The sequence below is a fragment of the Streptomyces sp. NPDC005722 genome (assembly GCF_040630935.1).
Classification (GTDB): domain Bacteria; phylum Actinomycetota; class Actinomycetes; order Streptomycetales; family Streptomycetaceae; genus Actinacidiphila.
Map to the genome: position 1 here is coordinate 131,107 of NZ_JBEXYN010000021.1, position 24,378 is coordinate 155,484.

Annotated in this window: 25 protein-coding genes; 12 read left to right on the forward strand and 13 right to left on the reverse strand. The window is 72.5% G+C overall.

Annotated features, from left to right (window positions below; all coding sequences use genetic code 11):
• The first annotated feature begins 116 nt into the window (after positions 1-116).
• From ABZ479_RS23765 to ABZ479_RS23785, 5 genes are all read left to right on the forward strand, one after another.
• The gene (locus ABZ479_RS23765; RefSeq protein WP_500463455.1) at positions 117-1,031 is read left to right on the forward strand and encodes an NADP-dependent oxidoreductase; all 915 of its coding nucleotides are present in this window, start codon (positions 117-119) and stop codon (positions 1,029-1,031) included.
• Between the two features lie 512 nt (positions 1,032-1,543).
• Entirely contained in the window at positions 1,544-2,134 is a 591-nt protein-coding gene (locus ABZ479_RS23770) for a hypothetical protein (protein ID WP_500463456.1), read from the forward strand.
• Entirely contained in the window at positions 2,121-3,257 is a 1,137-nt protein-coding gene (locus ABZ479_RS23775; protein ID WP_500463457.1) for an efflux RND transporter periplasmic adaptor subunit, read from the forward strand. The genes ABZ479_RS23770 and ABZ479_RS23775 overlap by 14 nt, the downstream gene beginning before the upstream one ends.
• Before the next feature lie 140 nt (positions 3,258-3,397).
• Positions 3,398-4,072: an ABC transporter ATP-binding protein gene (locus tag ABZ479_RS23780; protein WP_500463476.1), complete on the forward strand. Its 675-nt coding sequence runs from the start codon at positions 3,398-3,400 to the stop codon at positions 4,070-4,072.
• Positions 4,069-5,286 (forward strand): ABC transporter permease, encoded by a 1,218-nt coding sequence (locus ABZ479_RS23785; protein ID WP_500463458.1) that lies wholly within the window; start codon positions 4,069-4,071, stop codon positions 5,284-5,286. Before ABZ479_RS23780 ends, ABZ479_RS23785 begins: the two co-directional genes overlap by 4 nt.
• An 82-nt stretch (positions 5,287-5,368) precedes the next feature.
• On the opposite strand, the gene ABZ479_RS23790 is transcribed toward ABZ479_RS23785, so the two are convergent.
• From ABZ479_RS23790 to ABZ479_RS23805, 4 genes are all read right to left on the reverse strand, one after another.
• Positions 5,369-5,719, reverse strand: coding sequence for a hypothetical protein (locus ABZ479_RS23790; protein WP_500463459.1), 351 nt, complete (start codon positions 5,717-5,719; stop codon positions 5,369-5,371).
• Complete coding sequence (locus tag ABZ479_RS23795; protein ID WP_500463460.1) at positions 5,716-6,369, reverse strand: SigE family RNA polymerase sigma factor; 654 nt, start codon at positions 6,367-6,369, stop codon at positions 5,716-5,718. The genes ABZ479_RS23790 and ABZ479_RS23795 overlap by 4 nt, the downstream gene beginning before the upstream one ends.
• Before the next feature lie 274 nt (positions 6,370-6,643).
• Positions 6,644-7,519, reverse strand: coding sequence for a glycosyltransferase family 2 protein (locus tag ABZ479_RS23800; RefSeq protein ID WP_500463461.1), 876 nt, complete (start codon positions 7,517-7,519; stop codon positions 6,644-6,646).
• A 155-nt stretch (positions 7,520-7,674) separates the two neighbouring features.
• Positions 7,675-8,274, reverse strand: coding sequence for a DUF308 domain-containing protein (locus ABZ479_RS23805; protein ID WP_500463462.1), 600 nt, complete (start codon positions 8,272-8,274; stop codon positions 7,675-7,677).
• A 210-nt stretch (positions 8,275-8,484) separates the two neighbouring features.
• On the opposite strand from ABZ479_RS23805, the gene ABZ479_RS23810 reads away from it, so the two are divergent.
• Together ABZ479_RS23810 and ABZ479_RS23815 are read left to right on the forward strand one after the other, a co-directional pair.
• Positions 8,485-9,669 (forward strand): sensor histidine kinase, encoded by a 1,185-nt coding sequence (locus ABZ479_RS23810; protein ID WP_500463463.1) that lies wholly within the window; start codon positions 8,485-8,487, stop codon positions 9,667-9,669.
• Entirely contained in the window at positions 9,666-10,325 is a 660-nt protein-coding gene (locus ABZ479_RS23815; RefSeq protein WP_500463464.1) for a response regulator transcription factor, read from the forward strand. The genes ABZ479_RS23810 and ABZ479_RS23815 overlap by 4 nt, the downstream gene beginning before the upstream one ends.
• A 31-nt stretch (positions 10,326-10,356) precedes the next feature.
• Here the strand turns inward: ABZ479_RS23815 and ABZ479_RS23820 are convergent, their stop codons facing one another.
• Positions 10,357-11,202: a helix-turn-helix domain-containing protein gene (locus tag ABZ479_RS23820; protein WP_500463465.1), complete on the reverse strand. Its 846-nt coding sequence runs from the start codon at positions 11,200-11,202 to the stop codon at positions 10,357-10,359.
• Between the two features lie 144 nt (positions 11,203-11,346).
• Between ABZ479_RS23820 and ABZ479_RS23825 the strand changes: the two genes are divergently transcribed.
• Positions 11,347-12,195 carry an SDR family NAD(P)-dependent oxidoreductase gene (locus ABZ479_RS23825; protein WP_500463466.1) on the forward strand — a complete coding sequence of 283 codons (849 nt, stop codon included), beginning with the start codon at positions 11,347-11,349 and terminating at the stop codon, positions 12,193-12,195.
• An 81-nt stretch (positions 12,196-12,276) separates the two neighbouring features.
• Here the strand turns inward: ABZ479_RS23825 and ABZ479_RS23830 are convergent, their stop codons facing one another.
• Positions 12,277-13,428 (reverse strand): glycoside hydrolase family 64 protein, encoded by a 1,152-nt coding sequence (locus ABZ479_RS23830; protein ID WP_500463477.1) that lies wholly within the window; start codon positions 13,426-13,428, stop codon positions 12,277-12,279.
• Positions 13,429-13,800: 372 nt separating this feature from the next.
• Between ABZ479_RS23830 and ABZ479_RS23835 the strand changes: the two genes are divergently transcribed.
• Positions 13,801-14,790: an aldo/keto reductase gene (locus ABZ479_RS23835; protein ID WP_500463478.1), complete on the forward strand. Its 990-nt coding sequence runs from the start codon at positions 13,801-13,803 to the stop codon at positions 14,788-14,790.
• A gap of 8 nt (positions 14,791-14,798) precedes the next feature.
• A complete protein-coding gene (locus ABZ479_RS23840; protein WP_500463467.1) occupies positions 14,799-15,638 on the forward strand; it encodes a helix-turn-helix transcriptional regulator in 840 nt (279 codons plus the stop codon).
• Between the two features lie 219 nt (positions 15,639-15,857).
• On the opposite strand, the gene ABZ479_RS23845 is transcribed toward ABZ479_RS23840, so the two are convergent.
• Positions 15,858-16,352 (reverse strand): hypothetical protein, encoded by a 495-nt coding sequence (locus ABZ479_RS23845; protein ID WP_500463468.1) that lies wholly within the window; start codon positions 16,350-16,352, stop codon positions 15,858-15,860.
• 181 nt (positions 16,353-16,533) lie between these two features.
• Between ABZ479_RS23845 and ABZ479_RS23850 the strand changes: the two genes are divergently transcribed.
• On the forward strand, positions 16,534-16,791 hold the full coding sequence (locus tag ABZ479_RS23850; protein WP_500463469.1) for a DUF7660 family protein: 258 nt from the start codon (positions 16,534-16,536) through the stop codon (positions 16,789-16,791).
• Between the two features lie 1,959 nt (positions 16,792-18,750).
• Here the strand turns inward: ABZ479_RS23850 and ABZ479_RS23855 are convergent.
• The 3 genes from ABZ479_RS23855 to ABZ479_RS23865 form a co-directional block, all read right to left on the reverse strand.
• Positions 18,751-19,530: a formylglycine-generating enzyme family protein gene (locus ABZ479_RS23855; protein WP_500463470.1), complete on the reverse strand. Its 780-nt coding sequence runs from the start codon at positions 19,528-19,530 to the stop codon at positions 18,751-18,753.
• A 75-nt stretch (positions 19,531-19,605) separates the two neighbouring features.
• A complete protein-coding gene (locus ABZ479_RS23860; RefSeq protein ID WP_500463471.1) occupies positions 19,606-20,205 on the reverse strand; it encodes a DNA polymerase ligase N-terminal domain-containing protein in 600 nt (199 codons plus the stop codon).
• Positions 20,206-20,218: 13 nt separating this feature from the next.
• Complete coding sequence (locus ABZ479_RS23865; RefSeq protein ID WP_500463472.1) at positions 20,219-20,866, reverse strand: DUF5133 domain-containing protein; 648 nt, start codon at positions 20,864-20,866, stop codon at positions 20,219-20,221.
• A gap of 44 nt (positions 20,867-20,910) precedes the next feature.
• Here ABZ479_RS23865 and ABZ479_RS23870 point away from each other — a divergent pair, with 44 nt between their 5' ends.
• Entirely contained in the window at positions 20,911-21,231 is a 321-nt protein-coding gene (locus tag ABZ479_RS23870; RefSeq protein WP_499602854.1) for a DUF3040 domain-containing protein, read from the forward strand.
• A 271-nt stretch (positions 21,232-21,502) separates the two neighbouring features.
• On the opposite strand, the gene ABZ479_RS23875 is transcribed toward ABZ479_RS23870, so the two are convergent.
• From ABZ479_RS23875 to ABZ479_RS23885, 3 genes are all read right to left on the reverse strand, one after another.
• On the reverse strand, positions 21,503-22,501 hold the full coding sequence (locus ABZ479_RS23875; RefSeq protein WP_500463473.1) for a hypothetical protein: 999 nt from the start codon (positions 22,499-22,501) through the stop codon (positions 21,503-21,505).
• A gap of 284 nt (positions 22,502-22,785) precedes the next feature.
• Entirely contained in the window at positions 22,786-23,301 is a 516-nt protein-coding gene (locus tag ABZ479_RS23880; RefSeq protein WP_500463474.1) for a putative immunity protein, read from the reverse strand.
• 258 nt (positions 23,302-23,559) lie between these two features.
• Complete coding sequence (locus ABZ479_RS23885) at positions 23,560-23,799, reverse strand: WhiB family transcriptional regulator (protein WP_499602851.1); 240 nt, start codon at positions 23,797-23,799, stop codon at positions 23,560-23,562.
• Between the last annotated feature and the right edge of the window lie 579 nt (positions 23,800-24,378).

A 24,378-nucleotide genomic window follows, 5' to 3' on the forward strand; every position in this document is an offset into this window, starting at 1 on the left:
GCTGCGACCGCAAACGACCCTCGCCGGGAGTCCCGAGGTCGACACTGGTGCCTGCTGTCGGTTTCCGGCCGGTACCTCCCTGTCGGCCGGACCCGGTGAGAGGACGGAGAGCTGCTGTGAAGGCGTGCGGAGTGCTCGGGGCGGAGAAGGAAGTGACCCTGCTGGAGTTGCCCGAACCGCCGTCTCCCGGGCCCGGTCAGATCCTGGTGGCGGTCGAGGCGGCCGGGGTCGGCCCGTGGGACGAACTGCCGATCGACGCCAGTTGGGACGTGGGGCTGCGCCCGCCGGCGGCGCTGGGAGTGGAGGGCGCGGGGAAGGTGCTGGCCGTCGGCGCGGGTGTCACCGGGTTCGGTGTCGGCGACCGGGTGCTCGCGCACGAGGCCCCGCTGCCCGGGGGCAGCGGCTTCTGGGCCGAACGCGTCCTGATCGACGCGGATCACACGGCGGCCTGCCCGCCCGGGCTGGACGCCGTGCAGGCCGCGGCGCTGCCGGTGAACGGACTCACCGCACTGCAGGCCCTGGAGAAGCTGGACCTCAGCCGTGGGCAGCGGCTCCTGGTCACCAACGGAGCCGGGGCCACCGGTGCCCTGGCCGTCCAGCTCGCCGCGGCCGAGGGCATCGAGGTGACCGCGACCGCCTCCCCCGCCGCCGAGAAGCGCCTGCTCGGTCTGGGGGCGGTGGAGGTCGTCGACTACCACGACCCGGACTGGCCGGCCAAGGTGCGCGGCGGGTTCGACGCCGCCCTGATCATCGCCGCCGGCACGGCGGTGGCGGCCCTGCCCTTGGTGCGGGACGGGGGCCGGCTGTGCTCCCTGACCTCGGACGCGCCGCCGGAGGAACGGGGCATCACGAGCTGGGACCTCTACATCGAGCCCAACGGCGCGCAGCTTGCCCGGCTGGCGGATCAGGCCGCCGCGGGAACCTTGCAACTCGCACCGGAAACCGTGCCGCTGAGCGAGGGACCGGCCGCGTTCGTCCGGGTGGTCAACGGACGGGCCGCAGGGAAGAAGATCGTGCTCACCCAGGCATGACCCGACCGGGATCGGGTGAGGGCCTCGAAGTCCGCGGGGGAGAGCGGACGTCGAGGCCCTCGGTCCTGTGTGCTGCCGGTGACGTCTCCCTCCCGGTGGCGTGGATACGGCAGGTCGGGCTGACCTTGCGGGAGCGCGTCCTGCGTGACCGGCGGGCCGACACGGTGGCTCGCTGACGGGTCCCGCCGCCTTGACGCAGCCGCCCGGCCCTGATGGTGGCCGCGACGCCTCGCCCGCGACGCCGGTCGTACGGGCGCCTGTCCGGCCGGCCCGTACGACGGTGATCAGGTCGGCGTACAGCCGAGCGCGGCCGGTGCCGACGCGGGCGTGACGTGGGACACACCACCCCCGGAAGCAACCCCGGCCGGACCCGCGCGTCTGTGGGATCGAGGGCCCCGGCGAAGAGCGGGCCCACCGATCGACGTGTCCTGACACCAGGGATTCCCATGCCATTCAAGCGACTCAGCCCCCTCACGGCACGGTCCGGCGTCCGCCATATGGCGGTAGGCGCCGTGGCCTCGGCAGTGCTGGCCGTCCTCTCCGGTTGCGGCGGCTCCGCGAGCGACCCGGCCGCCCACGACGCGGAGCCCCAGGTGGCTTCGCTGCCCCCGTCCGGCTCGGCCTCCGCGCCTGACGGGTCACCGGTCGCGTCGGGGGCGCAAGCGGACTCCGGGAACCGCCCCCAGCTGCGGCTGGACGACTCGCCGGAACGCCGCGCCCGTCTGATCAAGGCCTGGGACAAGTGCCTTCTGGCGAACGGTGCCAAGACCGGAGGGGCCGGCGCCGCCGCTCCTCCCGGCGAGGAGCAGCCGCTGTTCATCGCGGAGCCGGTGCCGGAGGGCGCGAAGCGGGCCTGCGCCGACAAGTTGCCCCTCGCGCCGCCCGAACTCGACCCCGCCCTGAACCCCCGGTACCGCCAGGACTGGCAGGAGGACGTGAAGTGCCTGCGCTCCAAGGGCATCAAGGTCCACCTGGTCAACGACACCAGTGACGGCCCGAACGGACTGACCTGGACCTACGACGACGACTACGTCGGTACCGGGCAGGACACCTCCAAGATCGAGCACGACTGCGAGATGGAAGCCTTCGGTGGCAACGAATAGGCGGGTCCGGGCCTCCGGGAAGCGCCCGCTGCGGCGTGCCGCCACGGTCGTGGTCGTGGTCGTGGTGGGGGGAGGCGCCGTCCTCGGCGGGTACGAGCTCGTCTCCGACCACCACCGCGCGCCCGGTACGGTCCGGAAGCCGGCGGATTCCGCCGTCGCGACGGTGGTCCGGCGGGACCTGGCCGACAGCCAGACCTACCGCGGAACCCTGGGGTACGGGGCCGACATCACGGTCAAGGGCGTCGGTACGGGAACGATCACCCAGCTCCCCGCGACGGGGACGACGGTCAAGCGCGGCCGGCAGCTGTACGCGGTGGACGACCGGCCGGTCGTCGTCTTCTACGGCAGTACGCCGCTGTTCCGGAAGCTGGACAAGTCCACGCTGCGCGGCAGGGACGTGACCATGGTCGCCGACAACCTGGAGGCGCTCGGTTACGACATCGGCCCCCGCGCCGACCCCGTCGCCCGGGGCACGGCGACGGGTGGCAGCCGGGCCGACCAGACGGGGGACGTCTACACCGCGGGTCTGTCGGCCGCGGTGAAGCGGTGGCAGGAGTACGTGGGAATGACTCCCACCGGCACGTTGGACGTCGGGCAGATCATGGTGCTGCCGGGTCCGGTGAGGATCAGCTCGCTGCAGGCCCAGCTCGGGGACCCGGTCGCCGAGCCCGTCCTGACCGTCACCCGCACCACCAAGTCCGTGAGCGTGCCCGTGCAGGCGACGGACACCGACGGCATCGCGGCGGGCGCGCACGTCGTGATCACCCTGCCAGACAACCGCGAGATCCCGGGGACCGTGGCCTCCATCAGCCAGAGCGTCCAGGGGGGCGGGGACGGTGCCGAGAACCAGAACACGCCGCCCACGCTCAACGTGAGCGTCGTGCCCGGGGCCCCCTTGAAGTACGACGCGGCGAGCGTGCAGGTCCGTTTCACGGCCGCCGCCAGGAAGGACGTCCTGGCTGTACCGGTCGGTGCCCTGGTCGCGCTCAGCGGGGGCGGTTACGCGGTGCAGAAGACCGACGGAACCTACGTCGCGGTCCGCACCGGGCTCATCGCCGACGGCCTCGTCGAGGTCACCGGTGACGGCCTGACCGAGGGCCTGCGCGTGGAGACCGCCTCATGAGACCCCACCTCCCGGACGGCTCCGGCATCGACACCGTGCGGCTGCGCGTGCCGGCTCCCGCGTCGTCGGGACGTCATCGGGCCCGGGCCGACGCGCCGCATGCCGACGTGGCGCAGGCCGGGGGGCCGGGTGAGCCCGTCATGGAGGTCGTCCGGGCGAGCAAGGTCTACGCCGGTGACGTGCGGGCCCTGGACGACGTGTCCCTCACCATCCGGCGCGGGGAGTTCCTCGCCATCGTCGGGCCCTCCGGCTCCGGGAAGTCGACGCTGCTCAACATCATGGGCACCCTCGACAAGCCGAGCAGCGGGCGGGTGGAGATCGCCGGGCGGGACGTGTCCGAACTGCGGGACCGGCGTCTGTCGGTCCTGCGGGCACGGTGGCTGGGTTTCGTCTTCCAGCAGTTCCACCTCACCGACGGCCTGTCGGCGGCCGAGAACGTGGCCACCGGGCTCCTGTACGCGGGCGTGCTGCGCCGACGGCGCCGTCCGCTGGCCCTGGAGGCCCTGGACCGCGTGGGCCTGGCCCACCGCGTGGACCACCTCCCGCACCAGCTCAGCGGTGGGGAGAAGCAACGAGTGGCCATCGCCCGGGCGTTGGTCAACACGCCGGCCCTGGTGCTGGCCGACGAGCCCACCGGTGCCCTGGACACGGCCAACGGCCGAGCGATCCTGCGGTTGCTGAGCCGGCTCAACGACGAGGGCACCACCATCGCCGTGATCACGCACGACCGGGACATCGCCGCGGGACTGCCCCGGCGTGTGGAGATGCGGGACGGCCGTCTGGTGCGCGACACCGGCGTGGAAGGAGCCTCATGACCAGGACACCCGTGGACGACGCCACGCGCGGGGTGCGCCTTCCGCCGGGCGACTTCCTGCGGCTGGGCTTCCTCGGCATCCGCATTCGCCGCCTGCGCGCGGCGCTGTCCGCCCTGGGCATCTCGATCGGCATCGCGACCATGATCGTCGTGACGGGGATCCCGGCGTCCAGCCAACGGCACCTCGTCGACGAACTCAACGCCCTGGGGCCCAACCTGCTGCGGGCACAGGCCGTTCCCCAGCCGAAGCAGGAGGCGTCCCTGCCGGTGGAGGCCGTGGCCATGGCACGCCGTGTCGGCCCCGTGACCTCGGCCGCCGGAGTGGCGAACCTCAACGCGCAGGTGCGGCGCTCCGACAAGGCCTCGGCCGACGACGGCGTGGGCATCACCGTGCTGGCCGCCCAGGACGAACTCCTGAAGACCGTTCACGGCAGCGTCCGCACGGGACGGTTCCTCGGCACGGCGAGCGCGTCCCTGCCGACCGTGGTGCTGGGCAACCAGGCCGCGGCATGGCTCGGGATCACCAGGCTGGACCCGGGTGGCCCGACCCCGTTGATCTCGGTCGACCGCCGTTCGTTCGCCGTCATCGGCATCCTCGACCCGATGCCGCTCACCCCGGAACTGGAGCAGGCCGTCCTGGTCGGCTGGCGGTCGGCCCACTCCTACCTCGGCTTCGACGACCGTCCGACCGTGGTGTACGTCGAGGCGAGGGAGGACGCGTTGGAGGACGTCCGGGCGGTGCTGCCGGCCACGCTCAACCCGCAGGCACCGGGCATGGTCCAGATCAGCCGGCCCTCCGACGTGCTGGCCGCCAAGCGAGCCACACAGAACACCTTCGCCTCGCTGTTCCTGGGCCTCGCGGGGGTCGCCCTGCTGGTCGGGGGGATCGGGGTGGCCAACACGATGCTCATCTCCGTGCTCGAACGCCGCAAGGAGATCGGACTGCGCAGGGCCCTCGGCGCCAACCGGGGGCAGATCCGCGGACAGTTCCTGGCCGAGGCCGTGATGCTGTCGGCGTTCGGCGGGATCGCCGGCACCGCCCTGGGCGCGCTGGCCTCCGTCGGCTACAGCGTCCAGCAGGGGTGGCCTCCCGTCCTCCCCCTGCGGATCGTCGCCGCGGGGGTGCTGGGAGCGGTGGCCGTCGGGGTACTGGCCGGGGTCTACCCCTCGGTCCGCGCCTCACGCCTGCCCCCCACCGAGGCACTGGCACTCTGACCCGGGCACACGGTGTCCGCCCCGTCGCGGGGCCCGGGCGGCACGGCCACCGGGCCCCGCGGGGGACCTGTCCGTACGGGATTCAGCTCCCGCTGCCGGAGGGGGCCGGGACGGGCGCCGGCGAAAGCGAACCCGAGGGAGCCGTCGGCTCCCCGGTCGGCGAGACCGCCGGACGGGAGGGAACCACCGGTGCACCGGGCTGCGGCCACTTCAGGACCGCCAGCAGGCACACCCCGGTCAGCACCGCGGCCAACGCGACCACGACGGCCACCCGCGCCGGGCGCCACCGGTGCAGCCACGGCACACGGGCGAGCGACGGCGGCTGCGCCGCACGGAGATCCGCACGGGTGATCGCGTCGGCGTGCGCGGCCAGGGCCTTGCTCAGCCGGTCCTCGAGCCGCTCCAGGTCCCGGGGGTCGGACTGCGCGGTCACCGGCGTGCCTCCAGGTTCCTGCCCAGGGCGGTCAGGGCGCGGCTGGCCGTGGACTTCACCGTTCCTCGCGACAGACCCAGGGAATCGGCGATCTGCGCCTCGGACAGATGCGACCAGTACCGCAGCACCAGCACCTCGCGCTGCCGGCGGGTGAGGAGCCGCAGCGCCTCGAACACCTCGCGGTGTTCCTCCTCGAGCAGTACCGCTTCGTCGGCGGCCGGCACCGGGAGCGGTTGTTCGGGGACATGGGCGCGCACCGTGCGCCGGCGGCGCAGGACCGAACGGGCGCCGTTCACGACACTGGCCCGCACGTACGCCTCGGGATCGTCCACGCCGGCGAGGGAGCTGCCATGGCGGCGGAACAGCGCGGCGAAGGCGTCCTGCACCACGTCCTCGGCTGTGGACAGGTCGTCGACCAGGAGCACCGCGAGGCGCACGAAGTGCAGCCGGCGATGCTGATACAGGTCGTCGATGCCGGGCTGCGCAGTGTGACCGCCTGCGGTACCGGACTCCGCGCCCGGCTGCCGGCCGGCGGCGCGAGCGGGTCCGGGCTCCCGCCGGTGTCCCTGGGACAGGCGCTTCAGCAGCCACGCCCGCGGCCGGCGCCACGCACCCGTACCCGGGGCAACCGGCCAGGCGACGGTGCTCATCCCAGAACCGCCCGTTCCCCTCCCGGTGCCCCGGAGCCGGAGCCGGGCAGCCGTAGCGGCGCGCTCGCGCCGAAGGTGTCGTGATGTTCGAACATGTGCGTGACCTCGAGGCCCTAGGTGTCGGGGGACGGCTGTCCCCTCACGTTGGACGCCCGGCCGAGGCTAGGGTTGCGGGCCGGCGGAATCTGCGGCGTGGCTCACACTCACCGGCTGCACACCGTTCCCACCGGCCCGCCGCCGGTGCCCGACGACCGGCCCTACGGCGTCACCACCGTCACACAACCGGGGGTCGGCCCAGCGCCGTCATTCGCACCACGGTGCGCCACCGCATGGGCCGCCGCGCCCCGCACGGCGTGCGAACCCCCTCCACGAAGCCGCCCCACCACGCCCGAAGCCCCTCCCACGTGGGCCGCTTGAGCACCGTCAGGACGGCCCACACGCCCAGGTACGCCGGAACCAACGGAGCGGGCAGATGCCGCTTGGCCAGCCACACCCGGTTCCGGGCCACCATCCGGTAGAACACCGCATGCCGGGTCGGGGACGTCCACGGATGCTGCAACACCAGCTCCGGCGCGTACCGGATCCGCCAGCCAGCATCCAGCGCGCGCCACGCCAGATCCGTCTCCTCGTGAGCGTAGAAGAACGCGTCCGGCCAGCCGCCGGTCTCCTCCAGCATGCGCATGGACAACGCGTGCCCACCGCCCAGGAACGTCGTCACCAGTCCACCGCGCATCGGGTCCGAAGCCCGCAGCCGCGGCACGTGCCTCCGCTGTGTTCTCCCCAGTTCGTCCGCGATCCGGAACGACACGATGCCCAGCCGCGCATCCCGGCCGTACAGCTCCGCCAGCCGGCGGAAGACGTCGGCCGCGATCAGCAGCCCGTCGTCGTCCAGGTCGACCACCACGTCGACGTCTCCGAACCGGCGCAGGCGCCGCAAGGCCACGTTGCGCCCGCCCGCCACCCCCAGGTTCTCCGGCAGCTCCACCCCGGTCACCCCGTCCGGCAGCGCCGGCAACGGGGAGCCGTTGCCCACCACGACGACCCGAGCCGCCGGCAGGTCCTGCGCGGCAACCGAGGCCAGCAGCGCGGCGAGCTCCGCAGGCCGGTTGCCCATGGTCAGAACAGCGACTCCGACGCGCAGGTGGCCCACAGATGAACTCCTATCGTCCGGAAGCGGTGCCCGCGATGCTAGCCGCCCCCGCACTCACTCCATGACCACCGCCATGCACCCCACGGGAGAGCGCCGATCACCGCACACCGGCCCGGGACGGGCCGCGCTGGAGTGGGGCCCGGGAAAACCGCTGGTCAACGCTGTGCGCGTCGGCCGCGGACGCTCAGGGCGGCGACGGAGACGAGGAACCAGAAGGCGCCGAAGGCCGAGTAGCCGGCGACGGTGGACAGGCCGCTCGTCGCGGAGGCGGACGTGGCGGCGATCGTCGCGCCCGCGAGGACGGACTGTGCGCCGCTGATCACCATGGGCCACTGGGCGCCGACGCTGCGCCGGCGCCGGATCGCCACGACGAGCTGGACCGCTCCGGCGAGGAGGGCCCAGACGCCGAACACGACGAGGGCCGTCCCGATGGTGGAGAACACGGCGCCGACCATCCCGGCGGTGGCGGCGAGGCCGAGACCGATGTTGACGGTACCGACACGGTCCGCGGCGCCGCCGGCCAGGCGGCGTTCGAGCAGCGTGGCGATCACGTCCCACAGCGGGTAGACGACGAGCAGCGCGGCCGCGATCACCGTGGGACTGTCCGCCGACACGAGCGAGGCGGAGGTCGTGGCGAGGAGCGCCACCCAGACCAGGGAGAAGACGACCCGGATCAGGTGGAGCGATCGCAGCCCGGAAGGCGTCGTCGTGGCCGGGGTCGGGGAAGTGGCCGAGGTTACGGTGGTCTGAGTCATCGGGTGTCCCGTGGTGATCGTGACGGTGTGAGGCGGTCGCCTCGACGACGAGTCTCGGGCGCCTCGGGAAGGGCCGCGTACTTCGAACGAAGTAGTTCCGCCCTCCGCCTCGACGGCACGCGTCCCCGCCGTCCCGTCGACCGGGGCAAGCTGCGCGGTCTACATCGTTCGAAGTACACGCCCGCCGCACCCGTGGACGACAATCGGCTCATGGTCAAGGCGCAGAACAGTCAGGACGGGCTCGCGGCACCGCTGTGGGTCCGCCGCCCCGAGGTGCTGCACCGCGGCGCCTACGCCCTGGCCGCCCTGGCGTTCACCGGGCAGATCGTGGCCGTGGTCCTGCGGGGTTCGGACTGGCCGACCGCCCTGGCCGTGCTCCTCGCCGGCGCCGGCGTCACGCTGTCGTGGTGGAGGCCGTGGGCGGGACTGGTCGCGACGAGCGCGGCGTCCTTCGCCGTCACCGCGGTGGGCCACGACCCCCTGTCGGTGTGGATGATGGCCGTGCTCGTCCTGTTCTCGGTCACCCTCAGGGGCAAGCAGCCGCTGGCCGGAACGGGCATCGTGGCGGCGTCCTTCCTGGGGGCGTTCATGACGGTCGGCGGGTTCCGGGGCGGCGCGGTCGTGGGGGCCGCCGCCGTGTTCTCGGCCGTGGCCGGAGGCGCGACGGGGGCCGCGCTCCGCATCCACCGGGCCCACTGGTGGATCCTGGAGGAACGCGCCGAGAGCGCCATCGCCACCCGCGAGATCGAAGCCACCCGACGGGTCACCGAGGAACGACTGCGGATCGCCCGGGACCTCCACGACGTCATCGGCCACCAGGTCGCGATGCTGAGCCTGCACCTCGGTGCGGCGGAGATCGGGCTGCCCGAGGACGCCGAGTCCTCCCGGCAGGCCCTCGTGTCGGCCAGGGCGAGCGCCCGTACCGTCGTCGTCGAGACGCAGCGCATCCTCGCGCTCCTCCGCCTCGGGGACGAGGTCGCCGACGACGAGGCGCTCCGGCCGACCCCGGCGCTCAGCGGCCTGGAAGGACTCATCGCCTCCTTCGAGAGCATCGGCCTCGACGTCCGGCCCTCCCTCGACATCCCCGCCGGCTTCGTGGAGCCCAGCGTCGGCGTGACGGTCTACCGGGTCGTCCAGGAAGCGCTCACCAATGCCTACCGGCACGGCGAGGGGACGGCGACGGTGGACGTGCGCGAGCACGACGGCAGGATCCGCGTCACCGTGGAGAACCGCGTCGGTCCCGCACCCCGCGGCTCCGGCGCGGGCAGCGGACTCGGGCTCGTCGGGATGCGCGAACGCGTCGAGTCGTCCAGCGGGCGGCTGACGATCGACAGCCACGACGGGCGGTTCCGCGTCCACGCGGAGTTCAGCCCCCTGGGGGCCGTCGTCCGATGACACGGATCCTGATCGTCGACGACCAGGACGACATCAGGGCCGGGATCCGGGTGATGCTCCGGCTCGACCCGGCCCTCGTCGTCGTGGGTGACCTCTCCGACGGACTCCAGGTCGCCCCCTTCCTCCGGGAACACCCCGTCGACCTGGTCCTGATGGACATCCGGATGCGCGGCATCGACGGTGTCGAGGCCACCCGCCGGATCCGCGCGGAGCATCCCGCCGAGAAGACGCGGGTCATCGTGCTGACCACCTTCGACCAGGACGACATCGTTCTCGCCGCCCTGCGCGCGGGCGCCAACGGTTTCCTGAGCAAGACCGTGAGCCCCGCCGAACTCGTCGCCGGGATCACCGAGGTCGTCGCCGGCGGCGGCGCGCTGTCGGCCGCCGCGACGGCCGCGCTCATCGGCCACATGACCGACCGGCCGCCCCCGGTGGTCGACCGGGAGCTCCTGCAGCGCTTCGGCGCCCTGACCCCCAGGGAGCGGGACGTGGTGGTCCTCATCGCGAGCGGCCTCGGCAACGACGAGATCGCGGCGCAGATGTCCGTGTCGCCGTTCACCGTGAAGACCCACGCGGTGCGTGCCATGACGAAGGTCGGCGCACGTGATCGAGCACAGCTCGTCTCGTTCACCTTCCGGGCCGGCCTCTACCCCTGAGCCCGCCGGGAAGGCCCCGGAACAGGACGGCTCAGCCGGAAGCGCGCTGCTCGGCGAGCGGTCCCAGGGAACCGAGGAGGGTGAGACGGTCGGTCGTCGGTGTGCCCGCGGCCGGCGAGAAGAGGGCGAGGATCTGGGTGCGGTCGTCGTCGACGAGCATCTGGCAGTCGAATTCCAGCAGGCCCACCTCGGGGTGCTGGATCCGCTTGCGTCTGCCGCGCATCACTCCCACCGCGTGCAGCCGCCACAGGGCCGCGAACTCCGCGCTCGCCCCCAGCAGCCGTTCGACCAGGTCCCTGGCCTGCGCGTCGTCGCGGCGGACGACCGCCGCCCGCAGGTCCGCGACCAGCGCCCGGGACTCCGTCGCGTGGTCCTGGACGGGATACCCGGCTCGGACGCGGGGGTCGGTGAACCAGCGGTACACCGCCGTGCCCGTGGCACCGCGCAGCCGGGTGAGGTCGCCGAAGACGGCCCGTGCCAGGTCGTTCTGCACCAGGGTGACACCGAGGTCGGTCATCACCTGGGCCGGGACGTCGGAGAGGCGGTCCAGTACGGCGAGCAGGCTCGGCGCGACGTGTTCGTCGGACCGCCTGCGGTCCGGCGGCCGGTGCCCGGCCAGCCGGAAGAGGTGGTCGCGCTCGTCCAGGGTCAGACGCAGCGCCCTGGTGATCGCCCGCAGCACGCCCGGCGACGGCTGCGGCGCGCGGTCCTGCTCCAGGCGCGTGTAGTAGTCCGTGGAGATGTCGGCCAGGCGGGCGACCTCCTCACGGCGCAGTCCGGGGGTGCGCCGGCGCCCCGTGCCGGGGAGGCCGACGTCGCCGGGGGTGAGCGCCTCCCTGCGCACCCGCAGGAAATCGGCCAACTGCTTGCTGTCCACCCTTCGAGTCTGCGTCACGGCCGGAGCGGCAGCCAGAGACCGCCGATCCCTGGGTAAGGCGACTCTGCCTGCCTCCTCCGATCGGCGGAACGCTGGTCACCGGACCGGGAGCCGCCCGGTCGTACGACGACGGAGAAGATTCCCATGAGCAAGGCAACGACCCCCCGGACCTGGTTCCTCACCGGAGCGTCCCGCGGACTGGGCGCACACTGGGCCGAGGCGGTCCTCGCCCGCGGTGACCGGCTCGCGGCCACCGCCCGCGACAAGGCGGCGCTGACGTCGCTGTCCGAGCGGTACGGCGACCGTTTCCTGCCCCTGCAGCTCGACGTCGCCGACACCGCGGCCGTCCGCGACGCCGTGCGGAGCGCCGAGGCGGCGTTCGGCGGAATCGACGTACTGGTCAACAACGCGGGTCACATGCTGGTCGGCGCCGTCGAGGAGATCGAGGAGGAACAGGCCCGGGCCCAGATGGACGTCAACTACTTCGGCGCGCTGGCCGCGACCCGTGCCGTGCTGCCCGGGATGCGGGAGCGCCGCGCGGGCCGGATCATCCAGGTCTCCTCGTTCGGGGGCCTGGTCGCCTATCCGGCGCTCGGCGTCTACCAGGCCACCAAGTGGGCCCTGGAGGCGATGAGCGAGTCGCTCGCCGCCGAAGTGGCCGCCTACGGCATCCACGTCACCCTGATCGAGCCGCTCATGTTCCCCACCGGTCTGGCCGCCGCGTCCCCGCAGGTCCCGCAGGACCCGGCGTACGCCCACGCCCGGCAGGCGCTGTACGCGGGGGCGGAGGCGAGCGGGTTCACGCCGGGCGATCCCGCGGCCACGGCCGGGGCCCTCCTCGCGCTCGTCGACGCGCCCGAGCCGCCGCTTCGGGCCCTGTTCGGGACCGGTGGCCTGGAGGCCCTGCGCACCGAGTACGCCGGCCGGCTCGCCGGGCTGGAGCAGTGGGACCACGTCGCGCGCCTCGCGCAGGGACAGCCCGGCGGAGCGTGAGCCGCTCCGCCGTGCGGCGCCCGTCCCGCGCGCCGGTCCCCGCCCGCACGGCGGGAGAGGGAGGCGACGTGGTCCGCGACGCTAGTCGAGCGGGTCCAGCGTGACGTACGCCTGCTGCGGGTTGGCGTCGTTGACCAGCGACTCGTGGTGGCCGACGTCGTCGAAGGCGAACGCGTACGCCTTGCCGTCGGCCATCCGCGCGTGGATCTCGCGGGCGTAGTGGTTGGTGACCGCGTCCTGGTAGAAGCCGGCCGCGCTCGTGTCCGGCTGGGCCGGGTTGGTGAGCAGGGTCGAGCGGTTGAAGCCGGCGCACAACGTGCGGGAAATCGGCCCGCGCACCGCGTCGTTGGGCGCGTCGAGCAGCTTGTGGCAGCCGAAGACGCTGTCGGCGTCGGGCTTCTGGAACGAGGTGACGACGGCCCCCGAGGCGTCGGTGAAGTTCATGACGCCGCCCGAGACGCGTCCGAAGTACCTGGTGCCGGGCCGGTCGCCGAAGGGGGTCACCGTCAGGGTCGCCGTGGAGTACTTCTGCCAGACGCGGTTGACGTAGTCGTCCATGGCGGTGCTCGGGAGCGCGCCCGTCTCGATCCCGTGGCCCGGGGAGAGCGCGCGGAGCACGGTGCCGTCGGAGCGGGTCTGCACCAGGCCGGCCCAGCCGCCCGTCCGTCCGCGCAGGGCGGCGAAGAAACCCCTCCAGCCGCCCGGCACCAGGTGCCCGGTGGTCGTGGTGCTGCCGTCGGCGCGCTTGACGCCGACGGCGTACGGGGCGGAGAACATGTCCACCTGGGTGCTGTTGAGCCACAGGCCGGAGTCGCCCAGCGTGTACTCGGACCAGTTGAAGAGGATGTCGCGGTTGGGGTCGGAGGGGTTCTGCACCGCGGGCTGCACCAGGCCCCCGGTGGTCAGCCGGAAGTCCAGCTTGCGGCCGTAACTGAAGTAGAGGCGGCCGGAGAAGTTGGGGAGCCGGATGGTGACGGACCTGCCGTTGGCGGGACCGGCGATCGAGGCGTCGGGGGCCGGGGTCGGCGGGTTGCCGCCGGCGGGCCAGGGGTGGAAGGTGCCGGCCGCGTCGGCCCAGCCCTGGCGGCCCGTGGCGAGTTCGGTGCCCAGGTCGTAGAGGTACACGGGTTCGCTGCGGCCGGAGTTGTTGGTGACGGTCAGCGGGATGGTGGCGGGGACGGCGGCCTCGGCGCGGGGGGACGTGGTGCCGAGGACGGCGAGGCCGGCCGTCATCAGCAGTGCGGTCGTCAGGGCCGTGACGGGGTTGCGTCGGATGTGCACGCGACTTCCTCCTCGTGTGGGGGTGGAGGGACGCCGGGGGAGTGGCGGAACGGTGCGTGAGAGCGCTCTCAAGCGTCCGCGAGTGAGGCGGACATGTCAATGCCTCGGCCGGGCGCGTCGGACGGCCGCATGCCGGCCCGGGGCCGGGCGACCGCGCAGAGGAGCAGGTCAGCCCGCACGCCGCAGGTCGTCCACGGGACGGGACGTAGTGTCGTCCTGGGAAGACGGGTCTGAACCGGACGCTGGAAGCCGCTCCGTGCGGGAGCAGGCTGGCCGGGTGGTCGCCGAACAGCGGCGGCCGCCCGGAGGGAGACACGTATGAGCATCAGGACGCACGCACTCGGCAGCCAGGGACTGACGGCGTCGGTCGAGGGCCTGGGCACCATGGGGATGACCGCCGTGTACGGCACCCGGGACGACGCCGGGTCGGTGGAGACGATCCACCGGGCGATCGAGCTCGGGGTGACCCTCTTCGACACCGCCGACATGTACGGTCCCCACAGCGGTGAGGAACTGCTCGGGCACGCGGTGGCGCCCCACCGGGACCGGGTGCTGCTCGCCACGAAGTTCGGCGGACTGACGCTGGACGAGTCCGGCAAGGTCGTCGGCGGCCCGAACGGACGGCCCGAGTACCTGCGGCGAGCCGTGGAGGGCTCCCTGCGCCGGCTGGGCACGGACCGCATCGACCTGTACTACCAGCACCGCGTGGACCCGGACGTGCCGGTGGCCGAGACCTTCGGGGCGCTGGGAGAGCTGGTCGCCCAGGGCAAGGTGCGCTACCTCGGCATCAGCGAGGCGTCCGCCGAGACGATCCGCGCCGCCCACGCGGTGGCGCCGCTGTCGGCCGTCCAGACCGAGTACTCGCTGTTCACCCGGACCGCGCAGGGCAACGGCGTGCTCGACACCGCACGCGAGCTGGGCATCGGGTTCGTCGCCTACGCCCCGCTCGGCCGCGGCTTCCTCACCGGGCGGCTGCGCACCCTGGACGGGCTGCCCCAGGACGACTGGCGGCGCACCGCCCCCCGCTTCAGCGGCGAGAACTTCGCGCACAACCTCGCCCTCGCCGACAGGGTGCGCGTGATCGCCGAGAAGCTCGACGTCACGCCCGGGCAACTGGCCCTGGCGTGGGTACTGTCCCAGGGCGTCACCGCCATCCCCGGCACGAAGCGCCGCGCCTACCTGGAGGAGAACGTCGCCGCCGCGGCGCTCACCCTCGACGCCGGCACGCTCGGCGACCTCGACGAGGTGATCGCAGCCGACGAGGTGGTGGGTGAGCGGTACCAGGGGGAGGCAATGAAGGCCGTTCAGGAATGAGCGGAGCCATGCACCACAACGACCTCGGTGGTTTCCTGCGGACCCGCCGCGAGGCGCTGCGACCGTCCGACGTCGGACTGATCGCCGGCGGCCGCCGCCGGACCCCCGGGCTGCGGCGGTCCGAGGTCGCCCTGCTCGCGAACATCTCCGTCGACTACTACGAGCGGCTGGAGCAGTCCCGCAACGCCCACCCCTCGCAGGCCATGCTGGCGAGCCTGGCGGGAGCGCTGCGTCTGTCCGTGGACGAGCGCGACCACCTCTACCGGCTCGCCGGCTACGCCCCGCCACGCGCCGGGGGAACGGGCAGGTACGTCGACCCGGCGATGATGTTCCTCCTCGACGCCTTGACGACGGTGCCCGCGCAGGTCGTGGACGACCTGTCCACGGTGATCGCCCAGAACCGGCTCAGCCGCGCCCTGCTCGGTACGTGGGCACTGGGGGACGTCCGGGCCGGCAACGTGACGTGGCGCTGGTTCACCGATCAGGCGTCGCGCGCGCTCAACGTCGCCGAGGAGCACGAGGCGATCGGCCGCGGATACGCCGCGGACCTGCGGGTCGCCGCCGCGGGGCGTGGCAGCGACGCGGCGGCGGACCGGCTGATCGCCGATCTGCTGGAGGCCAGCGAGGAGTTCACGCGCTACTGGAACGAGATGGCCGTCAAGCCGATGAGTTCCACGCGGAAGCGGCTGGTGCATCCGCACGCCGGGCCGCTCGACGTGCAGTGCGACATCGTGGTGAGCCCCGCGACGGGCCACCGCATGGTGATCTTCCGGCCGCAGCCGGGGTCGAGTACGGCGGAGCGGTTCGATTTCCTCGAGGTGATCAGCGAGCAGATCCTCGACGTCTGAGCCGCCTGCGGCCAGTTGTGACGAGGACGGGCCCGAACGCATCCGTCCACGGTGTCCACCAGCCCCGGCGCACGGCCAAGGCCCGGGCTGTCCGGCATGACTCCGGGCGGCCCGGGCCTTGTGCCGCCCGGGTCGCCCCGGCGCACGGCACTGGCGGCACCTGGTTGCCGCAGGCGGGCATCCGCGCATGTGAGCCACGCGGCGCCGGGCGGTCGCGCCTCAGCCCGGCTCGACGGCGTCCGCACTGGTCGGGTCCGCGTCCGGGCCCCGCCGGAAGTAGGCGTACGGCGCCACGGACACGCCTTCTGCAATGGCGCGTTCATCGTCCTCGCCGGCCGCCGGGTCGAGGTCGCCCGCCCACAGCGAGTGCATGGACCACACGGCGAAGCCGGCATGGAAGTCGTGACCGATGTCGGAGGGGGTGCTGGTGTACCCCCGGGCATGGAGTTCGGAGACGACGTCATCGAGAAACCGGTAGGTCAACTGGACGCCGTCGAGGGTGGCTTCGGCCTCCCCTCCCTCGCCGCAGTAACTGATCTCGACGAGTTCGACCGTGTCGTCCGCCGCGTAGGTGACCACCAGCATCGGCGAGGTGCGGTAGACCGCGCGCTCGCCGCCGGGGCCGTGATGTGGCAGCCCGATCCGTTCCTCGACGCGCGAACGGTGCTCACCGATCTCGACGAGGCCGACACCACGGCCAGGGACGATCTCCATGCGCCCATCCTCCCAGGGGCCGGAACCGGCGCCGGCCGCAGGTCATGGACCCCTGCGGTCAGCTGTGGCCGTACAGCGGAACCGCCCGTCCGCCCCGTCCGCCCCGTCCGCCCCGTCCCTCCGGACGTCGGCAGCGGCTGGCGCAAGAGACCCCTCGCCGACCGCGTTGTACCGTGCCGCCATGACGCGGCATTCGAACGACCCGAACGCGGTCGAGAGCAGGGAAGCCCTCGCAGCCCATGTCCGCAGACTGCGAGCGGCTTTGATGGACAACGCCGACCAATGGGAGAACGCGACACTGGAGCGTTACCTCGAAGCCCTGGCAGCGTGGATCCAGGCATCGCCGAACTGGTACCGCAACTTCGATCAGCCCATGCCGCCAGACGGTGACTGGAAACTGTTCGCCCGCGCGTTGAGCGCAGCCGTCGTGTACGAGTGATGCCCACCCGATCTGAGAGCCGGCGGCCCAGGTCAGCGGCAGGATCACTTGCGGAAGAACTGACTCGAAGCCTCGGAACACGGACGCCGCCGGGCCGTGAACGCGTGGCGGATAGGCTCCGATCGTGCAGCGGACCCGAACGTCGGTCGAACGAGGTGTGCCCGGGATCGACGTCTACGCGAGGACGAGTGCCAGACTGACCATGTGGGGGTGTCTTGCCGGGATGGTTGTGGCTCTCGTTATTCCGGTGGGGACCTTCGTAGTCGTCATGGTGTGGGGGATGCCGACCCCGTAGGCGTCCGTGGCTTTCGGACCCCCGGGCGGCGTGGCCGGGACGGTCGCGGGTGGAGCGGGGCGGGCGTCAGTCCCAGAGCTGGTGATTCCCAGGCTCAGGGCTTTGGGCCGTCGGATACACGGTGGCCATATGCCGCGTGGTTCTGTAGCGTGCCGCCATGACCGACAACCGAAGGGGCAATGCCGCGTAGGCGCCCGTCAGTTCTGCGGGGCAGCCTCCCTGTCCGTTCTTGGACGCGGCGTCGTTACCCGCCCATTGATCGTCTCTCTGGATCCTGCACAGCTGACCTGCGTCGGCTGGAGCGGACCCGCTTCTGGCCCGAAGCCACTGAAGAGGCCTTCTGGCACTGGCAAGCCTATGCCCATGGCCCGCTCAGACACCTTGTGGACCGACGCGCAGATCCTGACTGCGGCATCCCGGAGTGCGGGTGTTACGGCGCCGGCTTCCGTGAACTCCTTGAAGCCGTTCTTCACGCACTACCCAGGAAGAGCGCACGTGAGCTGCGCGTTCTCGTACGGACCCTCGACGGACGGATTTTGGCAAGAGCCAAGGTCATCGCTGCTGACAACCTGGACGCGCCGTGGTGGATAGGTCAGCTGTAGGACGATCGTCAGGCGTCTCTCAGCATCGTTGAACGGCCCGCGGCAGGGCCCGGCAGGCCATGACGGGCTGCGCTCAGCCCACCCTGTTGTCAGGGCATGGGCATGGTGTTGCCGGGCGGAGGCCGGCGCCCTGGCTGCGCACCCGCTCCGCCGGGCGCAGGCATGGCGTCCCACTCTCCGGTCTCCGCCCCGCTCAGCGCGTCGTCAGCCACCGGCCGCCAGCGGAGCTTGTCGCGCACCGAGAAGCGGGATCGGTCCTGTGATGCGCCGTGCCCACGAGCATCCCGAACTGCTGACTTGCTTCGCCGCCACGTCATGCCTGGACGGCGCTGAATGAGGCTCAGCGGCAGCTTGCTGCGCATGCATGGGCCTGAGTACGACCGATTCCTGCAACCGGTCCGGTTGCGCTTGACGAAGTTCGTCCGGTCCGTCGCGGCGTCGACGCCGGTACCGGTCAAAGCAGGAGGGATGAGGCAGAAAGGTCCGCCGACAGCGCAGGCCGTAGTGTTGCGGCCGGAGAGTCCGCCAAGGCCATGACGCCTGAGTTTCAGGTAGATGTTCTGCGACTGGATCGGCCGGCCCGGGCTCAGGCCGGCGAACAGCCACTCGTCGTTCTGAAGGATGGTGGCCGGCGTTGCTCGGGCGGGCTGTTGCTTGCATCTCGTGGGGCGTCATCGCCCTCCTGTTCCTGAGTGTCACGGCGTACACGGTTATGGTCGGAGCCCTGCAACTGGGCCTGGTCGGGAAGCCGGAAAGCGTCCGTATCGTCGTGTGCGACGAGAAGTTCGACGGGCGAGGCGGTAGCCACGTCGAGTGCGTTGCGGATCTGGTGCGGAAGGAAAGCGTTGCCGGTCCGTCCCGGGTGACAGTGCTGTTGCAGGGCAGACCGGGGCAGGTGACGGAAGCGGTCAAGGCCCCGGAGGGTACGTGGATCCCCCTTCGACACGGCCCTCTGGCGTGGGCGGAAAGGGTCCTCCTGAGTTTGCTTCCCCTGGCGGCCGCCGGGTTCTGTTGCTGGTTGGCTGTGCGTGCGGCGAGGAAGCCGGGCGGGCGTCGTCCTGTCTACCCGTTGCTGTTCCACTCGGTCGGCACCGGTGCCACCGGACGGACCGCGGTGAATCCCCGCATCTCGTAGCGCGTGGCGGAGAGCAGCAGCAGCCACTCGTCGCAGCCCTGCCACGGAGAGATGTCGGCGGCGCCTCCGCGCGCCACCCGCGGACCGTCGCCGGTGCGTGGGCGGGCGTCCGTGGGCGCGTCCTCGAAATGGGGGATCCACACGTCGGAGCAGACCTCGTTCGCGGACCCCATCGCCGCCAGCCCGAAGGCGTTCTCGGCCGCGGCGGTGCGTTCCTCGTCGGCGAAGTCGTCGAGCAGGTGGTCCTCGTCCGGCTTCCCGTTCCCGCGGAAGGTCAGGGTGGTCGTGCCCGCGCGGGCCGCGTACTCCCACTCCGCCTCGCTGGGCAGTCGGAAGGGCGACGCACCGATCAGGTCGTCCACGTCGTCGAGGTCGTCCTCCAGCCGGGCGGTGGTCGAGTCCGAGTCGGCGTAGTCGTCCTCGTACTCGGGCAGCCAGTGACGGACCTGCGCGACCGTGAGCGGATGCCGGGCGATCATGAACGGCTCGACCCGCACCTCGCGGACCGGCTGGGCCTGGCCGGCGCCGGCGAAGAACCCCCCGATGTGGTCCTCCACGCCGCCCGCACGCTCGATGGCACGGACCGCGTCCAACTCCGCGTCGGACAAGCCCATACGGAACGTCCCACCGGGAACCACCCGGAAGACCACTCCGGAAGGGGTGTGCCGCCAGGCCGCGCGGCCGGCCACGGTCTCTTGAGCCCACATGGGACCGGACGTTAGCAGCCGGGCCGCCCGGACCGGCGAGGGGGTTCCGGAGCGAGCGCCCGTACGCGGTGGCGGTCAGGGACGCACCGGCTCCGACCCGGCCGCCACCTGCCGCAGCGTCAGGCCCGAGTGGGCCGAGCGGGCACGCCGCGGGTCGGTGGAGTGGTGGGCGCAGGCGTGCCGGTCCGCGCGCTTGACCAGTAGCCACGCCTCGCGGTTCCCGTCGGGGCCGCCACGGGTGCGGGTGAGGGAGTAACCGCCGTGCAGCTTGGCGCCGTTCAGCCAGAACGAGGCGTGACCGTGCTCCAGCGCCTCCGCGAACGGCCCGTCGGTGAGCGGCCGGTAGCCGCCCTCGTCCCAGACGATGACCGTGCCGCCGCCGTACTCCCCGGCGGTGATGACGCCCTCGAAGTCGGCGTACTCAAGCGGGTGGTCCTCGGTCGGCACCGCCAGGCGCCTGTCGTGGGGGTCACCGGACGGGCCCTTGGGGACGGCCCAGCTCTTCAGCACGCCGTCCACCTCGAGCCGGAAGTCGAAGTGCAGGGTGCTCGCGTCGTGGATCTGCACGACGAAGCGCGGTCCCCCGTCCGGCTCACGGGCCCCGCCCTCCGGCTCCGGGGTCCGGGCGAAGTCCCGCTTGCCGTGGTAGTCGGCCAGCGCGTCCTTCGCGGGCACGGTCGCCGTCCCCTCAGGTGGCGGGCTGCGGCCCGGGTCCCGGGGACGGCAGCGGCCCCGGTTCCGGCCCGGGACCCGGCGGCGTGGGGTCCGGGGGTACGGGGTCAGGGCCGGGCGGCGGGGGCGTGGGCGGCAGCGGGTCCGGGCCGACCGGAGGCGGCATGGGCCCGGGCGCCGGACCGGGCTCCGGTCCCGTGGGGCCGGGCGAGGGCGTGGGGCTCGGGGGCACCGGATCGTTGGGTGGCGTGGCGTTCCTCGTCATGCGTTCCTCCCGGTTCGGGCCTTCTGCGCTGAGGGGCGCGTACCCGGGAGGCCGCCCCTCACTCGGCCCGTCCTCAGGAACCGTGGCGGGAACGTCCGCCGGCCGTGTTCCCGGCGGCCGTGTTCCCGGCGGCCGGGCACGGGCGGTCGCCAGCGCGGCCTCCACGTCCCTGGTGCCGGTGGCGACGCACAGCGCGTCCGCGACGTCCTCCAGCCGCCGGCGCGCCTCGGGCCTGCCGCTTGCGCCGCTCCCGGCGTCAGCCGCCCGCAGCGCCTCGTACTCCTCGGTCAGCATGTGCAGGACCACGGGATGGGCCATCAACACGATCGGAATCCCTCCGTCACGACACCGGCACATTCTGCGACTCCGCGACCGCGTACCCCTCATCCCTCCCGCCATTCGGGGTAAAGGACAGGCATGGGCGGGTGGTGGAGGGGGCGGTGATGGAAGGTTCGGGGCTCACGGAGCGCGAACGGCGTGCGCTGGCGGAGATCGAGGACCTGATGCGCGACGACGACGTGCTCGAACGTCAGTTGCGCACGATGCGTCTCGACCCGGAGCCGCAGCCGGGCCCCGGCCCGGCCGAACTGCTGCGGCGGCCACGCACCCTGCTGCTGGCACTCCTGGCGATCGTGTGCCTGGGGCTGCTCATCGCCGCGACGGTGACGACGCTGCTCGCGGTCGTCTGCGCCTTCGTGGTGACGTGGCTCGTGACGCTGGTCGTGGCCGTACGCCTCCCGGGCATGCGCCGCCGCCGCGGCTGACCCGCCGCTGTCGTCCTCCGCGGCCGGACGAGTACGTGCGGGCGGCCGTCCGGGCGCGGCCTCGGGCGTGGGCGCGCTGTGCCGGGGAGCGGCGTTCGGGGGAGCGATTCGGCCCCTCGATGCCCGGCGTCTCGTTGTCGCCCCGGCCCTCGTCGCCTCCTTGGGCGAGCGCTTCCCGGCCTCCCGGGACGACGGAGGGCCGCACCCCCATGGGTGCGGCCCTTGACGGTTCATGACACCAAGTCAGTGGTCGTGGCGCGGTCCGTGGGCGTCAGCCGAACCGGCCGCTCGACAGGAGCGTGTATCCGGTGGAGGACCCGGCGGTACCTGTGGTGATCTGGTGCTGACCGGAGGTGTCGGACCCCCGGAGGTCGGTGACCACCAGCGAGGACACACCCTTGGCGAGGCCTGCGGACAGGTCGCGTTGGGTGGACTGGAAGGCGCTGGTGCCGCCTTGGATCGTCTCCGACGTGCCCGAGTAGTCCGAGTCGGCGTACAGGGTGATGTTGTGCCGCCGGCCGACCGAGACGCTCGCGATGACGTCGTTGCCTATGCCGCACTTCCTGAGGTCGTCGATGTTGTACCGGCCGGCGAAGAAGTGCCGGCTCTTGCCCTTGCCGCCCGCCTCGGAGTAGACGGTCACTCCTTCCCGGCCGCCGGTCGGGTCGATCGTGACCTCGCGCTCGGCCTCCTGCTTCGCCTCCCGGTCGGCGTACCAACTGGCGGGGGTGCCCGCCATCTCGGCGTCAGTGGGATGCCGCAGTGCCACGAGGTAGGGAAGTTGCAATCCGACGTCTGCGACTTCGAAGCGGTACTCGCCGGAGAGCCGATGGCCCAATTGCAGGTACCAGTGGCGGGGGTCGGTTCGGTACAACTCGTGGTCCCGGGGGGACATCTCGTCCCACTCCTTGAGGACGAGCAGCGGCCCGGACCGTACGGCCGTGGCCGCTTCCGCCGGGGACTTCTTGCCGATCTCCGCGTTGGTCAGTTCTACCTTGCCTCCGGTCCAAGCGCGAAGGATGCCGTTCTGAAGCATCTGCTGGATGGCGAACATGAGCATGCTCTTGGGGCCGTCGGTGGAGAAGGCTGCCAGTCCCACTTGGTACATCGGGTAGTACTTGCCGTCAGCGACGAACGTGGAGCTCTCGCCGGCGGTGAGGACGCCCTTGGCCGCGGCATCCGCGAGGGACATTCCGGCGTCCCGGCCGTTTGACCCCGTGCCCCTGAGGGTGGGGTGAGCGGTCGGGTCGTTGAGCAGCGCGTTTTCCATGTGAGCCCACCTTCCGGTGTCGGCCGCCCTACGGAGGCGGCCAGCGACCCCCCTGTCTTTCCACGGTGGCATGCCCATTCCCGATGGGCCACGTGATCAAGGGCGGCGAGGCATCGGCGGGCTGCCTCGCCTCGGGCGGCGTGCCGACCTTTCCCGGTCCTCTGGGAGCGCAGGTGGTTCCAGATCGTCGTTGCCGGACGGGCGCTTCCCGGTGAGTGGCCCGAAGCAGAGGGTCAACGGAGGACCGGCGAGCTTCGCGCGGGTGGTCGGCGGCCGGCGGGAGCTCAGCAGTCGAACACCGACCAGCAGATGTCGTTCCGCAAGCGCTGGTCGTCCAGTACGAGTTCGCGAATCGCCTCCGGGAGCTGGTCGCGCTGCCACTGGCACTCGCGTCGGCCTGCGGCATCACCTTCGTCCTTCGGCGCGGCAGCGCGTACGGCCTTGATCGCGTACGCGGCCGCACCGAGTTCGTGCGCGGCGACGTGTGCCACGACCGCGGCCTGGCCGGCGGCGTAGGCGGCATGCCGTGCGGCGCCACGCAGGTCTCTAGCCGCGCCCATGGCATGGCCGCCTGCGGCCCGGGCCTGCATCATCCCGACCTCGCCCCGCGCCCAGGCGCGGGCGTGCTCGATCGCCTGGCGCGGTCGTGGGTCCCCGGGCCGAGCCGATTCGAAGAGGTCGAGGACGTGCTCCGCGCAAGCTGCCGCCCACAGGGCGAGGAGATGGTGATCCGGGTCAGTGAGCGTCCCACCGCGGCGGATCGTCACGAAGCGGGGGTCCCGGACCTTGGGGAGGATCATGGGCGGCGTTCCTTCCTGCCGGCATCCGCCCCCGGGCCGGGGACGCGCACCGATCACCTCGCCTCACGGACACCGGGGCGGCGGCCTCGTCGACGAGGCGCGCACCCGCGGAGGGATGGTCCCATCGTGCACGACCCGGGCGCCACCGACGCCCTCCGCTCCCCGCGGTCGCGGGAACGGTGCGTGTACGTCTTCGCCGCTGACGGACCCCAATGTCCCTGCCATGCCGCGTGGTTGATGCGCGAGGCGCCGGGCCGTTCACCCGCTGCGGGCGGCGCGGCGGCGCAGCGCGCGGCGGTCCTCCTCGGAGGTGCCGCCCCAAATGCCGGGGGACTGGCCCGTACTGAGGGCCCACTCCAGGCAGTCGCCGACCACCGGGCACCTCTCGCAGACCGCCTTGGCGCGGGCTTCCTGCCCCGCGCCCGGGCCCGACGAGCCGACCGGGAAGAACAGTTCGGGATCTTCGTCTGCGCAAGCGGCGCTTCGCCACCAGCCCATCGTTTCGACTCCTTCCGGAGGAAGCGTTCGGGGGTGTCACGGACGTTGCCGTGATGCGTCGCGTACCCGCTGCGCCGGAGGCGATGCCGGCCGATCGGATGCGGATGTGCGAACGGCCGGAAGTGGTCCGGGCCGACCAGGCGTCCCACGGACGGCACCGACTGCTCGCCGTCGAGATCGCCGGCACTGACGTGATCAAGGCCGGTGGAACCGCTCGGCACCCGGAAGCAGGACGCGGGGACCGGCTCCCGGGCGCAATCGCGCGCCGGGGGTTGAGGACCGCCGCCGGGAGCCGTGCGCCGGCCGCCCGGCCGCGCGGGCCGTGTCGGATGCGGGCGCGTGGCAGGCGCGGGGGCGGTGGAGCGGACGGGGCTCCGCGGCGCCGAGGCGGACGTCGCCGTCCCGCCTCGTCGGCCCGGAGCCCCGTTCGTCCCTCCCGTTCACACGACGGGCGGTCGACTGCCGTCCCTCCGGGAGCCGGTGCCGGTCACGGGTTGAGGAAGCCGGCGTCGCTGAGGACCTTGCGGCCCTGGTCGGACTGGACGAGGGCGATGAAGGCCTCGGCGGTGGGGGCGTTGG

Coding starts and splice junctions, on each gene's coding strand:
- ABZ479_RS23780 (WP_500463476.1), top strand. CDS start 3,398: ATGGAGGTCGTCCGGGCGAGCAAGGTCTACGCCGGTGACGTGCGGGCC.
- ABZ479_RS23785 (WP_500463458.1), top strand. CDS start 4,069: ATGACCAGGACACCCGTGGACGACGCCACGCGCGGGGTGCGCCTTCCG.
- ABZ479_RS23795 (WP_500463460.1), bottom strand. CDS start 6,369: ATGAGCACCGTCGCCTGGCCGGTTGCCCCGGGTACGGGTGCGTGGCGC.
- ABZ479_RS23805 (WP_500463462.1), bottom strand. CDS start 8,274: ATGACTCAGACCACCGTAACCTCGGCCACTTCCCCGACCCCGGCCACG.
- ABZ479_RS23810 (WP_500463463.1), top strand. CDS start 8,485: ATGGTCAAGGCGCAGAACAGTCAGGACGGGCTCGCGGCACCGCTGTGG.
- ABZ479_RS23815 (WP_500463464.1), top strand. CDS start 9,666: ATGACACGGATCCTGATCGTCGACGACCAGGACGACATCAGGGCCGGG.
- ABZ479_RS23825 (WP_500463466.1), top strand. CDS start 11,347: ATGAGCAAGGCAACGACCCCCCGGACCTGGTTCCTCACCGGAGCGTCC.
- ABZ479_RS23830 (WP_500463477.1), bottom strand. CDS start 13,428: ATGACGGCCGGCCTCGCCGTCCTCGGCACCACGTCCCCCCGCGCCGAG.
- ABZ479_RS23840 (WP_500463467.1), top strand. CDS start 14,799: ATGCACCACAACGACCTCGGTGGTTTCCTGCGGACCCGCCGCGAGGCG.
- ABZ479_RS23845 (WP_500463468.1), bottom strand. CDS start 16,352: ATGGAGATCGTCCCTGGCCGTGGTGTCGGCCTCGTCGAGATCGGTGAG.
- ABZ479_RS23850 (WP_500463469.1), top strand. CDS start 16,534: ATGACGCGGCATTCGAACGACCCGAACGCGGTCGAGAGCAGGGAAGCC.
- ABZ479_RS23855 (WP_500463470.1), bottom strand. CDS start 19,530: ATGTGGGCTCAAGAGACCGTGGCCGGCCGCGCGGCCTGGCGGCACACC.
- ABZ479_RS23865 (WP_500463472.1), bottom strand. CDS start 20,866: ATGGCGGGAGGGATGAGGGGTACGCGGTCGCGGAGTCGCAGAATGTGC.
- ABZ479_RS23870 (WP_499602854.1), top strand. CDS start 20,911: ATGGAAGGTTCGGGGCTCACGGAGCGCGAACGGCGTGCGCTGGCGGAG.
- ABZ479_RS23875 (WP_500463473.1), bottom strand. CDS start 22,501: ATGGAAAACGCGCTGCTCAACGACCCGACCGCTCACCCCACCCTCAGG.
- ABZ479_RS23880 (WP_500463474.1), bottom strand. CDS start 23,301: ATGATCCTCCCCAAGGTCCGGGACCCCCGCTTCGTGACGATCCGCCGC.
- ABZ479_RS23885 (WP_499602851.1), bottom strand. CDS start 23,799: ATGGGCTGGTGGCGAAGCGCCGCTTGCGCAGACGAAGATCCCGAACTG.